Origin of the sequence: Nocardia wallacei, assembly GCF_014466955.1 — a bacterium.
In the GTDB taxonomy this organism is placed as follows: Bacteria; Actinomycetota; Actinomycetes; order Mycobacteriales; family Mycobacteriaceae; genus Nocardia; species Nocardia wallacei.
This window is the reverse complement of sequence record NZ_AP023396.1, coordinates 3,341,075-3,355,805: the sequence shown is the minus strand read 5'-3', so window position 1 is coordinate 3,355,805 and position 14,731 is coordinate 3,341,075. Positions and strand designations below refer to the sequence as shown.

Here is a 14,731-nt window from a genome sequence, read left to right as displayed (position 1 = left end):
CTGATCGTGCTCGGTTCAGAGTTGGTCGATGAAGTCGAAAAGCTCGCGGTCGTCCTCGGTGTCGAGGGCGCTCAGGCCGCCGCCCGCGTCGGTCTCGCCGTCGAGCTCGCGCAGCAGCGCGGACAGGCGGCCGGCCAGGTCGGAACGCTCCGCGGGCGAGAGGTCGGCCGCGGCGAGGCTGCCCGCGAACGACTCGAGCTCGGCCGCGATGCGCTCCGCCGGGCGATCGACGGGGGCGATCTCGCGGCGCAGGAATCCGGCCAGCTCCGCCGGAGTGGGGTAGTCGAACATGGCGGTCGCGGGCACCGGCATACCGAGTGCGGATTTCAGCCGGTTGCGGAATTCCATGACGCCGAGCGAGTCGAAACCGATGTCGGCGAACGGTGTGCCGGGCGCGATCGCGTCCGCGCTGTCGTGGCCCAGCACGGCCGCGGCCTGGACGGCGATCGTGTCGAGGAGCACCAGATCCTGCTCCTCCGTCGACAAACCGCTCAGCCGCACCACCGGATTCGACGGCTCGCCCGGCGCGGTGCCCGCTCGGCGGCGACCCGGCCGCACCAGGCCGCGCAGCACCGGGCGCAGCTCGTCCGGACCTGCCGCGGCCAGGGCGGTGCGATCGATCCGGACCGCCACGGCGGCGGATCCGCCGCTCGCGAGGGCCGCGTCGAACAGCTCCATGCCGTCCTCGTCGCCCAGCGGCAGCAGACCTTGCCGCCGCAACCGCGCGAGGTCGGTCGCGCCGAGGTCCCCGGTCATGCCGGAACTCTGCGCCCACGGCCCCCACACCACCGAGGTCGCGGGCAGCCCGCTCAGCTGCCGGTGATGTGCCAGCGCGTCGAGGAAAACGTTGGCCGCGGCGTAGTTCGCCTGCCCCGGGTTGCCGATCACCCCGGCGATCGATGAGTAGAGCACGAACACCGACAGGTCCAGGTTCGCGGTCGCCTCGTGCAGGTTCCAGGCCGCGTCCACCTTGGGGCGCAGTACGGTCGCGATCTGCTCGGGTGTCATGGTGGCCAGCAGCCCGTCGGCCAGCACGCCCGCGGCGTGGACGACACCGGTCAGCGGATGCCGCGCCGGAATCGCGGCCAGCAGCGCCTCGAGAGCGTCCCGGTCGGCGGCGTCGCAGGCGACCACGTCGACGTGGGCGCCCAGCGCGGTGAGCTCGGCGGTCAGTGCGGCGGCGCCGGGGGTATCGGGGCCACGCCTGCTCGCCAGCACCAGCCTGCGCACGCCGTGCTCGGTGATCAGGTGCCGGGCGGCCACCGCACCCAGCCCGCCGGTGCCGCCGGTGATCAGGACGGTGCCGTCGGGACGCAGCGGGGTCGGCACGGTGAGCACGTTCTTGCCGATGTGCTGCGCCTGGCTCAGGTACCGATAGGCGTCGGGGGCCCGGCGCAGATCCCACGAGGTCGGCGGACCGGGCGTCAAGGACCCGGCCTCGAAGAGTTCGGCCAGGGCGGTGAGGATGTCGCGCAGCCGATCCGGCGCCACCCCCATCAGCATGAAGCTGTGGTAGCGCACACCGGGGTGTGCCGCGGCCACCTCGGCCGGGTCGCGCCGGTCGATCATGCCCATCTCGACGAACCGGCCGCCGCGCGGCAGCAACCGCAGTGACGCGTCCACGAATTCGCCTGCCAGCGAATCCAATACGACATCCGCACCGCGACCGCCGGTGAACTCCAGGAACTTTCGCTCGAAGTCGAGGGTGCGCGAGTCGCCGATCTGCGCATCGTCGAATCCCATGTCCCGCAACACCGGCCACTTGGGCTCGCTCGCGGTGACCAGCAGCCGCAGCCCCAGGTGCCGCGCGAGCTGGACCGCCGCCATGCCGACGCCGCCGGTGGCCGCGTGCAGCAGCAGTGTTTCGCCGGGCTGCGCCGCGGCCAGGTCGACGAGGGCGTAATAGGCGGTGGCGTAGACGATCGGCACGGCGGCCGCCTGGGCGAAGGACCAGCCGCGCGGCATCGGCGCGAGCAGGCGCCGGTCGGTCACGCAGACCGAGCCGACACCGGGGATCAGGCCGAATACCCGGTCACCCGGGGCGAATTCGGTGACATCGGGGGCTACCTCGAGCACGATGCCCGCACCCTCCCCGCCGATCCGGCCGGTGGTGTCGGGGTAGGTGCCGAGCGCGATGAGCACGTCGCGGAAATTGAGGCCGATCGCCCGCATACTCACCCGCACCTGACCGGCGGCCAGCGGTTCCGACACCCGCGCATCCACTTCCAGACCGAAGTTGTCCGGGGTCAGGGTGCCCTTGCCGAGCAGGTCCAGAGCCCACGGCGCGGTGCCGCCCGGGGCGATCGCGAGCGTCTGCGCACGACCGCGCCGCAGCCTCGGCGCGTACGCCGTCCCGCGCCGCACGGCCAGCTGGGGTTCCGCGGCCGAAGCCGTTGCCACCCAGGCGCGATAGTCGTCCCGGTCGTCGATGTCGACCAGCCGAATCCGGTCCGGGTATTCGCTCTGCGCGGTGCGCAACAGGCCCAGCGCCGCCGCGGCGGACAGGTCCACCGGCTCCCCCGGATGCACCGCCACCGCCCGGCGGGTCACCACGACGAGGAGCCGGTCGGCCGCCAGCAGTCGCTGGATCCGCGCCGCCGACCCGGTCACCAGCTCGCGTACCGCCGCGGGCAGATCGGCGGCGGCGGTGCCGGTGTCGAGCCGCACGACCGTCATGTCGCGCCCCGCGATCGTGACATTCTCGCCATCCGCGGCCGGAGTCCAGGAGTCCGCCGCGGTGGCCGCGCCCTCGGGCTGCGGGATCGCGACCCAGTCCAGCTCGTAGCCCACGCCGGTGGCCGGGCCGTGCTCGGCCCGCAGCGTCTCGACCGGCAGCGGCCGCAGTGTCAACGCTTCGACCTCGGCTACCGGGCGGCCCGCCGGGTCGGCCAGGGTGAGCGCGATCCGGTCCGCGCCGGGCGCGGCGGTGGCGCGGACCCGCAGGGCGGTGGCGCCGGTCGCGTGCAGGGCGACGTTCGCCCAGGAGAACGGAACCGTGATCGTCTCCGCATCGCCGTCCGCGGCGGGCCCGAGCAGGACCGTGTGCAGGGCGGCATCCAGCAGCGCCGGATGTATGCCGAACTCGGCGGCCGCCGAGCGGGCCGATTCCGGCAACGCCACCTCGGCGAACATCTCGTCGCCGCGTCGCCACAGCGCGGTCAGCCCTCGGAACGCGGGACCGTATTCGTAACCTCGCTCGGCCAGATCCGCGTACGCGGTGTCGAGCGCGACGGCCGTCGCCCCCGCCGGTGGCCAATTCGTCATATCCGCGTCGGCCGGGGAGTGGTCGCGCGGACCGGCGACGGTCGCGACCGCGTGCCGGGTCCACTCCCGCGCCGACGGATCGTCGACGGCGTCGCCGCGCACGCGCGAATACACCGCCACCGACCGCGTGCCCGTCTCCTCCGGTCCGCTTGCCACCACCCGCACTTCGGCGGGCGCGGTGGACGAAAGCACCAGGGGCGCCTCGATCACGAGTTCCGCCAGATGCGGGCAGTCCACCGCCGCACCGGCGTGCAGGACCAGATCCACGAGCGCGGCGCCGGGCAGGAGTGGGACCCCGGCGACAGCGTGATCGGCGAGCCAGGGGTGTCCGGCGGGCGACAGCCTGCCGGTGAACACCACGTCCGGAGCATCCGGTAGCCGCACGAGCGCGCCCAGCAGGGGGTGTCCGGCTTCGTCCAGACCCGACTGCCATACGTCCGGCGCCTCGACCGGGCGCGGCCAGAAGCGGTGGTGCTGGAAGGGATAGGTCGGCAACGCGATTCGCTCTCGGGGACGGCCCGCGAACAGGGGCGTCCAGTCCACTGCCGCGCCCGCGGCGTGCACGTGCGCCAGCGCCGACACGAGCTGCGCCGGCTCGTCGGCCGCTCGCCGGGCAGCGGCCGCCACCGTGGAACCGGCCTCGCCCGCCGGGGTGTCGGCGAGGCACTGCCGCACCAGCGCCGACAGCACCGCGTCCGGTCCGATTTCCAGGAACCGCCGCACACCCGACTCGGCCAGCGTGGACACACCCGGCGCGAACCGCACGCATCCGCGCAGCTGAGCCACCCAGTACTCCGGTTCGGTCAGTTCCGCTCCGGCGGTCACACCGCTGAGGTTCGACACCACCGGAACGCTCGGCGGGCGATAGGTGACAGCCGTTGCGACCGAACGGAACTCGTCGAGCATCGGCTCCATCAGCGCGGAATGGAACGCATGGCTGACCCGCAGCGCGGACGTCTTGTAGCCCGCCGCGACGGCACGCGCCTCCACCTCGCCGAGGGCAGTCGCGGCTCCGGACAGGACGACCGACGTCGGGCCGTTGACGGCGGCCAGCGATACCTGGCCGTCGCGGTCGGCGATCAAACCGGGCACCGCCGTCTCGGGCGCCGCGACCGCCAGCATCGCCCCGCCCGCGGGCAACGCGCCCATCAACCGGCCGCGCGCCACCACCAGCGCACAGGCGTCCGCCAGTGACCAGACACCGGCCACGCAGGCCGCCGCGAGCTCACCGATGGAATGTCCGATCAGCACATCCGGTGTCGCACCGAAGGATTCGACCAGCCGGAACATCGCCACCTCGTACGCGAACAACGCGGGCTGGGTCCATTCCGTCCGATCCAGCACCCGCTCCGGATCCTCGAACATCACCTCCCGCAACGACCGCCCCAGCAGCGGATCGATCAGAGCACACACCTCATCCAACGCCGCGGCGAACACCGGGAAGGCGCGATACAGGTCCGCACCCATCCCCACCCGCTGCGCCCCCTGACCGGTGCACAAGAACGCCGTCCTGCCCGAACCCGCCGTTCCCGCAATGACTCCCGGCGCGCCCTCGGCCAGATTCGCCAGCCCGGCCAGCACCTGCTCCCGATCCGCACCGACCACCACCCCTCGCCGATCCAGCAACGCCCGCGTATCCGACAACGCCCGCGCCACCGACCACAGATCCACCTCCGGACGCTGGACCAGCCACGCCCGCAACCGATCCGCCTGCGCCCGCAACGCCTCCTCCGACTTCGCCGACAACACCAGCGGCACCGCGGCGACGTCGGCCTGCGGCAGCTGCGGCGTCGCGGTCGATACCGGTGGCTTCGGCGCTTCCTCGACGATCACGTGCGCATTGGTGCCGCTGATGCCGAACGAGGACACACCGGCCCGTCGCACCCGCGCGCCCGCGACCCACGGCTCGGCCTCGGTCACCACGCGCACCGCTCCCGCGGACCAGTCCACGTGCGGCGACAGCGCGTCCACGTGCAGCGTCTTCGGCAACAGCTCGTGCCGCAGCGCCTGCACCATCTTGATCACGCCGCCGACACCCGAAGCCGCCTGGGAATGGCCGATATTCGACTTCAGCGCGCCGATGCGCAGGGGGCCGTCCGTCCGGTCCCGCCCGTAAGCGGCGATCAGCGCCTGCGCCTCGATCGGATCACCCAGCGCCGTGCCGGTCCCGTGCGCCTCCACCGCGTCGATATCGGCCGGCTCCAGCCCGGCATCGGCCAGCGCCGCCGCGATCACCCGCTCCTGCGACGGACCGTTCGGCGCCGTCAAACCATTCGACGCGCCATCCTGATTGATCGCACTTCCTCGCACCACGGCAAGAACGTTGTGCCCGTGACGCCGCGCGTCCGACAACCGCTCCACCACCAGCACCGCGGCGCCCTCCGCCCACGACACACCGTCGGCGGACGCCGAAAACGATTTGCAGCGCCCGTCTCTGGCCAATCCGCGCTGCCGGGAGAATTCCACGAAGACCATCGGCGTCGACATCACCGTCGCACCGCCGACCAGCGCCAGCGAACTCTCCCCCTCCCGCAGCGCCCTGCACGCCACGTGCAACGCCACCAGCGAGGACGAACACGCCGTGTCCACCGTCATCGCCGGACCCTCCAGACCCAGCGCGTAGGACACCCGGCCGGACGCCACGCTGCCGACGGCGCCCGTGGTGATGTAGCCCGCCACCTCAGGTCCGGCCTTGCGGGTGAGGTTCTCGTAGTCCTGATACATGACGCCGGTGTAGACACCGGTATCGCTGCCCCGCAACGAATTCGGATCGATACCCGCGTCCTCCAGCGCCTCCCACGACACCTCCAGCAACAACCGCTGCTGCGGATCCATCGCCACCGCCTCACGCGGACCGATCCCGAAGAAACCAGCATCGAAATCGGCAGCGCCGGTCAGGAAGCCACCCTCGCCGGAGTAGGTCGTGCCCGGGCGATCGGTCTCCGGGTCGATCAGCCGCTCCAGGTCCCAGCCGCGATCCGACGGAAACCCGCCGATCGCATCGGTTCCGGCGGCCACGAGGTCCCACAGCGCGTCGGGAGAATCGACACCGCCCGGGTACCGGCAGGCCATGCCCACGATGGCGATCGGCTCGTCGCGCCGGCTCCGGCGCGCCGGCGGCTTCGCCGCGACGTCCGCCGCCGCCGGTACCGCCAGCGACAACACCAGTTTCGCCACCGCCGCCGGAGTCGGATGATCGAAGACCAGCGTCGAGGGCAACCGCACGCCGGTGGCCTCGGCCAGCCGGTTGCGGAACTCCACACCGCCCAGGGAATCGAATCCCATGTCGCTGAACGGTTTCCCGGCGTCGATCAGGTCGCCCGAGGCGTGCCCGAGCACCGCGGCCACCTGGCCGCGCACCAGCTCCAGCACCACCTCACCGCGCCGCGCCCGTGGCACCTGCGCCAATCGGGCACCCAGCGAACCGGTTTCCGGTCGATCCGCCGCCCGCGCCGGGCGCCTCGTCCGCCGCACGAACCCACGCAGCGCCGCCGGTACGGCGTCGACCTCGGACACCCGCCGCACGGCGCCGGCATCGAACCGGATCGGCGCCACGCACGCCTCGGTGCCGGCGAGGGCGGCATCGAACAGGCGCAGCCCGTCCGGCTCGCCGAGCTGGTGCAGTCCCAGCCGCTCCCAGCGCGCCGCGGCGCGGCGGTCCAGACCACCGGTCATGCCGGTTCCGGAATCCCACGGCCCCCACGCCAGTGACACTCCGGGCAACCCGGCCGCGCGCCGCTGTCGGGCCAGCGCGTCCAGGTAGCCGTTCGCCGCGGCGTAATTGCCCTGCCCGGCCATCCCGAGCACCCCGGCGACCGAGGAGAACAGCACGAACGCCGACACCCTGCGGTCCCTGGTCAGTTCGTGCAGATGCCACGCTCCGTCGACCTTCGGCGCCAGCACCCCGTCCACCTGCCGCGGGGTGAGTGTGGTGACGGTGCCGTCGTCGAGCACACCCGCGGTGTGCACGATGGCCAGCTCCTCGCCGGAATCGATGGTGCCCAACAGGTTTCGCACCGCATCGCGATCGGCGACGTCACAGGCGACCACCCGGACCTCGGCGCCCGCCCGCTGGAGCTCGGCCACCAGCTCGGCGGCGCCGGGCGACCGCGGGCCGCGCCGCGAGGTGAGCACCACCCGGCGCGCGCCGCGTTCGGTGACGAGGTGGCGGGCGAACACGGCACCCAATCCCCCGGTGCCGCCGGTGATCAGCACCGTACCGGCATCGAACGACACCGGCGCGGCACTGTCTCGCGCCGCGGGCGCCCGCACCAACCGGGGCACCGACACCTCCGCGCCACGCACCGCGACGTACGGTTCACCGGTGTCCAGGGCCGCCGCGATCCGGTCGGCATCCACCGGACGCTCCGGATCCTCGTCGAGCAGCACGAACCGGCCCGGATGCTCCGATTGCGCCGCCCGCACCAGGCCCGCCGCCGCCGCGGCTGCCGGGTGCGGCGCCTCGCCCGGCAGCCCCGCACCTGCGGAGGTCACCACCACCAGCCGGACCGCGGACAGCCGATCGTCCGCCAGCCACGACCGCAGCAGCGCCAGCGTGCCGTGCACGCCGACCCGGGCGGCTTCGGGTTCCGCGGTACCGCTCACCGGCGCACCCGGTGTCGCGACCCGCGCCGCCGCCGGATCGCCGCAAGCCGTTCCCGGAGCATCGTGCACGCTGTCCGCGCGCCACACCACGACCTCCGGAAGATGTTCGGCCGCAAGCATGTCGGCGACCGCCGCGTAGTGCGCGCCGAACCCGGACGGCGGCGGCGCGGCGGCGAGCACCGCCATCGACCACCGCGAACGATCGGCGTTGCCCGCGCCGGTGCGCTCCCAGCGCACGTGGTACGTATCCGCCGCCGCGCCGGGCAGAGTGCTCCGGAACGCGTGCACGTCATAAGGTCGCATCACCACCGCGTCGACCGACACGATCGGCACACCCTCCGGATCCACGGCCGCCACCGAGATCGTCTCGGGACCGGTCGCGATCGCCATCACCCGCAACGACGTCACTCCGGACGGCCACCGCCCACCGGCCACCCGATGCAAACGCACACCGCCCCACCGGAACAGCAGCCTGCCGGTATCGGGATCGTTGTCCCGGTCGCGCCACACCAGCCGGGTGAGCGCCGCGTGCATCGCCATATCGAGCAGGGCCGGATGCAGTTCGTGGCGACCGGGTTCCGGGGCCGCGTCGGTATCCAACTCCAGCTCCGAGAACATCGTGTCCGCGCGCTGCCACGCGCCGCGCACACCGGCGAAGGCCGGACCGTACTCGAGTCCGCTGTCCTTCGCGAGTTGCGCCCGAATCCCCGTGGTGTCCACCGGTTCGGCGTCGGCGGGCGGCCATTGCTCGCCCCGCAGCCGCTCCAGCAGGTCCGAACCACCCGACGGGCCGGAGGCGAGGCTGCCGGTGGCGGCGTGCGCCCAGGCACCGTCCGGCGTGGTGCGGCAATGGAGTTCGAACTGGCGGCGTCCGGCCGCATCGGCCGCCTGCACGAGCACCTGCAGTTCCACGTCCTCGTCGGCGTCCGGCACGATCGGCGCCTGCGAGGTGAGCTCCTCGAGCGCCGCGCAGCCGATGCGGTCACCGGCGACGAGGAGGAATTCGGCCAGCGCCGCGCTCGGCACCACCACCACGCCGTAGGTCATGTGGTCGGCGAGCCACGGCTGGGTACGCAGGGACAGTCGCCCGGTGAACAGCCATTCGTCGCTGCCCGCCAACGGGATCACCCCGGTCAGGATCGGGTGATCGCTCGCCGCGGACGTCGTCTCGACGGGCCGCAACCAGTACCGGCGATGCTGGAACGCGTAGCGGGGCAACGGAACTCGACGCACCTCCCGGCCCGCGAACAGCGGTCGCCATCGCACCCGCTCGCCCGCGATGTGGGCCTGCGCCAAGAACGCCGCGAACTGCGCCGGTTCCTCGGCCGACCGCCGAGCCACCGGCGCCACCCACGCGGCCGCCTCCACCTCGGGATTCTCGGCCAGGCACTGCCGCGTCATCGCCGTGAGCACCGCGTCCGGACCCACCTCGACGAATCGCCGCACGCCCAGCGCGACGAGCGCGTCGACGCCCGGAGCGAATCGCACACAGGCCCGCACCTGCCGCACCCAGTACTCCGGATCGGTCACCGCGTCCCCGGCGACCTCGCCCGTCTCGTTCGACACCACCGGGACATTCGGCGGCCGATAGGTGACACTCGCTGCCACCGCGCGGAACTCGTCGAGCATGGGCTCCATCGCCACCGAATGGAACGCATGGCTCACTCGCAGCCGGTTCGTCTTCACCCCCGCACCCGACAGCCGCCGCTCGATCTCATCGATCGCGGCCGCGTCCCCCGACAGCACGACCGACGACGGACCGTTCAGGGCCGCCGGCGACACCCGTCCGGCGAACTCGCCGACGGCATCGACCACCCACTCCGCCGACCCGGCGACCGCCAGCATCGCCCCGCCCGCCGGCAAGGCACCCATCAACCGGCCCCGCGCCGCCACCAGCACGCACGCGTCCGCCAGCGACCAGACACCGGCCGCGTACGCCGCCGCCAGTTCCCCGATCGAGTGACCCAGCACCACGTCCGGTGTCACACCGAACGATTCGATCAACCGGTAGAGCGCCACCTCGAAGGCGAACAACGCGGGCTGGGTGAATTCCGTCCGATCCAGCAAGCCCTCCCGGTCGTCGAACATCAACTGCCGCAACGACAATCCGAGCTTCGTGTCGAACTCCGCGCACACCTCGTCCAACGCCGCGGCGAACACCGGAAACGCGCCGTAGAGGTCCGCGCCCATCCCGGCCCGCTGCGCACCCTGACCGGTGAACAGGAATGCCGTCCGGCCCGAAACGATCTGTCCCGTGAACACGCCGGGCGATCGCCCGCCCGCGGCCAGCTCGGCCAGCCCGGCCAGCAGCCGCTCACGGTCCGTGCCGAGGACCGCGGCACGCCGCGCGAACCTGCCCCGGGTCTCGATCAGCGAGTGCGCGGCGCTCCAGACATCGAGGTCCGGCCGCTCGGTCAGCCACTGCCGCAACCGGTCCGCCTGCGCCCGCAGCGCCGCGTCCGATTTCGCCGACAGCAGCAGCGGCACCGTATCGCCGACCGGAACTCCGGCGGCACGCTCGACGGGCGCCGCCGGTGGCGCCTCCTCGAGAATCAGGTGGGCGTTGGTGCCGCTGATCCCGAACGAGGACACTCCGGCCCGGCGCACCGCGGCGCCGGCGGTCCACGGCTCGGCCGCCGTCAGCAGTCGCACCGAACCCGCCGACCAATCCACGTGCGGTGTCGGGGCGTCGATATGCAAGGTCCGCGGCAGTGTTTCGTGCCGCAGCGCCGTCACCATCTTGATCACCCCACCGATCCCCGCGGCGGCGACGGCGTGACCGATGTTCGACTTCAGCGAGCCGATCCGCAGCGGCTGCGCCCGGTCGGAGCCGTAGGCGGCGATCAGCGCCTGCGCCTCGATGGGATCGCCCAGTGCCGTCCCGGTCCCGTGCGCCTCCACCACGTCCACGTCCGAGGGCCGCAGCCCGGCGTCGGCCAGGGCGGACGCGATCACCCGCTCCTGCGACGGGCCGTTCGGCGCCGTCAAACCGTTGGACGCGCCGTCCTGGTTGATCGCACTGCCCCGTACGACCGCCAGCACGGTGTGGCCCAGCCGCCGCGCGTCCGACAGCCGCTCCACCACCAGCACACCGACGCCCTCGGACCAGGCCACGCCGTCGGCGGCGGCCGCGAACGGCTTGCAGCGGCCGTCGGGCGCCAGCCCGCGCTGGCGTGCGAAGTCGACGTACAGGCTCGGGCTCGCCGCGACACTCACGCCGCCCGCGAGCACGAGATCCGCCTCGCCCTGACGCAGTGCCTGGCAGGCCAGATGCAGTGCCACCAGCGACGACGAGCACGCGGTGTCCACGGTGACCGCGGGACCCTCCAGACCCAGCACATAGGCCACGCGGCCGGAGATGACGCTGGGCGAGTTCCCGGTCAGGCGGAAACCTTCGTACTCACCGGTCACCGCGCGGGAGTAGCCGGAGGAGCCGGCGCCGATATAGACGCCGGTATCGGTGCCGCGCAACACGGCCGGGTCGATCCCGGCGTCCTCGAGTGCCTCCCAGGCCACCTCCAGCAGCAACCGCTGCTGCGGATCCATCGCGGCCGCCTCACGCGGTCCGATGCCGAAGAACTCCGCGTCGAAAGCGTCCGCGCCGGTGAGGAATCCGCCTTCGCGGGTGTACACGGTGCCGGGTCGGCCAGGGTCCGGATCGAACAGCCGCTCGAGGTCCCAGCCGCGATCGGACGGGAAGTGGCTGATCACGTCGCGGCCCGCGGCGAGGAGATCCCACAGATCCTCGGCGGAGGCGACGCCGCCGGGAAAGCGGCAACCGATGCCCACGATGGCGATCGGCTCGTCGGCACGCACGCGCCGGGTCACCCGTGGCGCGTCGGGCCGGAGTCCTTCCAGCCGCGCGCGCACCAGTCGTGCCACCGCGGCCGGGGTCGGATGGTCGAAGATCAGCGACGTGGGCAGCGCCACGCCGGTGGCCGTCACCAGCCGGTCGCGCAGCTGCTGTCCGCTCAGCGAGTCGAAACCCAATGCCGTGAAGGGCAGTTCGTGGCCGATGGCGGCGGGCGAATCGTGGCCCAGCACCACCGCGGCCTGCTCGGCCACGACGGCGAGCACCAGCGCGTCCCGGTCGCGTTCGGCAGCGGCGAACAACCGCGGCGCGAGCGGACCGGTCACCACCGCACGGCGTCCGCGCGCGGTCGTGGTGTCGGACGGCGCGGCGGTCGGATCGGTCGCCGCAGCCGTTTCGATATCGGCGGGCGCGTGCGCCCCACCCACGATCGCCGCGGCACCCGGGGCCCAGCACCGCCGCCGCTGGAAGGCGTAGACCGGCAGATCCACGCGCGCGGCGGCCGGGGCCAGCGCCTCCGGCGCCACCTCGACGCCCAGGCAGTGCGCCCGCGCCAGCGCCGCCATGAAGTGTTCCGGGCCGCCCTGGTCGCGTCGCAGCGTGCCCAGGACGCCCACCCGGTCGGCCATGCCGAGCGCCGCCGCGGTCACCTCGATCGCACCAGCGACCACGGGGTGCGGACTCACCTCGACGAACGCGTTCCGGTCCGCACCCAGTAGCGCCTCGATCGCCTCGGCGAAACGCACCTGTTCGCGCAGTCCCCGATACCAGTAATCGGCATCCAGCGTCGCCGTGTCGACGAATTCCGCTGTGACAGTGGAGAAGAACGGAATCGAACCCGTGCCCGGCCGAATCGGGGCCAACTCCGTGAGCACCCGGTCCCTGATCCGCTCCACCGCCGCCGAATGCGACGCGTAGTCTACCGGTATACGCCGCGCCCACACTCCGTCGGCGGCGCATCCGGCCACGAACTCCGCGACCGCGCCGGACGCACCGGAGACCACCGTCTGTCCCGGCGCGTTGACCGCCGCGACGGACAGCCGGTCGCCGAACGCCGCCAGGCGCTCGGCCACCTCGTCGGCGGGCAGCCCGACCGACGCCATCCCGCCCGAGCCCGCGAGCACGTCCGCGACGGCACGCGAGCGCACCGCCACCACGCGGGCACCGTCGGCCAGGGACAGCCCGCCGGCGACCACCGCCGCCGCGATCTCACCCTGCGAATGCCCCACCACCGCAGCGGGTTCCACTCCGCGGGCCCGCCACGCCCGCGCCAGCGAGACCAGCATCGCGAACAACGCCGGCTGCACCACATCCACGCGGTCCAGCGCGGCGGCGCCCCCGGCTCCCCGCAGCACGTCCGTCAGCGACCAATCCACAAGGGGCTCGAGCGCCGCCGCACAGTCCGAAATCGACTGCGCGAACACGGGATCCGAATCCAGCAGGCGCGCGCCCATGCCCACCCACTGGCTGCCCTGGCCCGGGAAGACGAAGACCGTCCGGCGCGGCGCGGCCCGCCCCAGCACCACGGCGGCCGCGGCCGGTTCCATCGGCGCGTCGGCCCATTCGGCCAATCCCGCGCGCAGCGCATCGAGATCCGAGCCGACCACCGCGCCCCGCCACTCGAGTGGCGTGCGGACCCGCAACAGCGAATGCGCCACCGCCGCGGCTCCGGCCTCCGGGTGGTCGCCCAGCCACTCACGCAGCCGAACGGCCTGTTCCCGCAAGGCTTCCGGTGTCCGAGCCGACAACGTCCAGGCCCGGACACCGGTTTCGGCGGCCGCCGAAGCGGGCGTTACCTCCGGCGCCTGCTCGAGAATCACGTGCGCGTTGGTTCCGCCCATACCGAACGAGGACACCCCGGCGCGGCGCACCGCCGCCGACGGCCAGGGCTGGGCCGAGGTCGGCACCCGCAGCCCGAGCGCATCGAGCGGTATCCGCGGGTTCGGGGTGTGAAAGTTCAGGCTGGGCGCGAGTTCGCGGTGCCGCAGGCACAGCGCGGTCTTGATCAGGCCGACGATTCCCGCCGCGCCTTCCAGGTGACCGAGATTCGTCTTCACCGAACCGACGGCCAGTCGCGCGCCCTCCGGCCGCGCCGGGCCGTAGGCCGCACCGAGCGCCGCCGCCTCCACCGGATCACCGGCGGGGGTTCCGGTGCCGTGCAGTTCCACGTACTGCACCGATGCCGGGTCCACGGCCGCGTTCGCCAGCGCGGCCCGGATGACCCCGGTCTGCGCCGACACGCTGGGTGCGCTCAGCACCTGGCGCTCGTTGCCGTTGTTGACCGCGCTGCCCCGAACGACGGCATAGATCCGGTCGCCGTCGGCGGTCGCGCGCGCGAGCGGCTTGAGCACGACGATGCCGCCGCCCTCACCGCGCACGGTTCCGTCCGCGCGTATATCGAAGGTGTAGCACTTCCCGGAGGGGGAATGCGCGCCGAACCGCTCGTAACGTTCGCCGCTCAACGGCGAGAGGATGAGGTTCAGCCCGCCCGCGAGTGCCACGTCGCATTCACCGCTGCGCAGCGATTCGCACGCCAGATGCAGTGCGACCAGCGACGAGGACTGTCCGCTGTCGACGACGATGCTCGGTCCGGTGAAACCGTAGAAGTTCGAGATTCGATTCGCGGCGACTCCGCGCCCCGCTCCCCACAGCGAGTGCCGGCCGATGCCCGATTTGCCTTGCGCTGCCACGGCTTCGGCGAAATCGGTGCCGGTGCTGCCCAGGAAGACCCCCGCCCGCGCGCCGGACCGGTCGTGCAAACCCGCGTCCTCCAGCGCTTCCCAGCTCAGTTCGAGTCCGAGTAGTTGCTGCGGATCGACCGACCGGGCCTCGTTGGGGGACACACCGAAGAAGTCGGCGTCGAATTCCGTTGCCGTGTCCAGGAATCCGGCGATCTCATCGATGCCCGGGCGATCCGCCGGCGCGGAGCCGATCGCGTCCGCGCCCGCACGCAGCAGCCGCCAGAACCGCTCGAGGTCGGCGGCGCCGGGCACCCGGCACGACATTCCGACAATGGCGATCGCGTTCGCTGATCCGACCATGAGTATTCCT

The 14,731-nt window shown here is 72.7% G+C and carries 1 protein-coding gene; it reads right to left on the bottom strand.

Features of this window, described 5'->3' with window-relative positions; translation table 11 throughout:
* Window positions 1-15 precede the first annotated feature (15 nt).
* Window positions 16-14,721 (bottom strand): type I polyketide synthase, encoded by a 14,706-nt coding sequence (locus tag NWFMUON74_RS15235; protein ID WP_197987019.1) that lies wholly within the window; start codon window positions 14,719-14,721, stop codon window positions 16-18.
* Window positions 14,722-14,731: the final 10 nt, after the last annotated feature.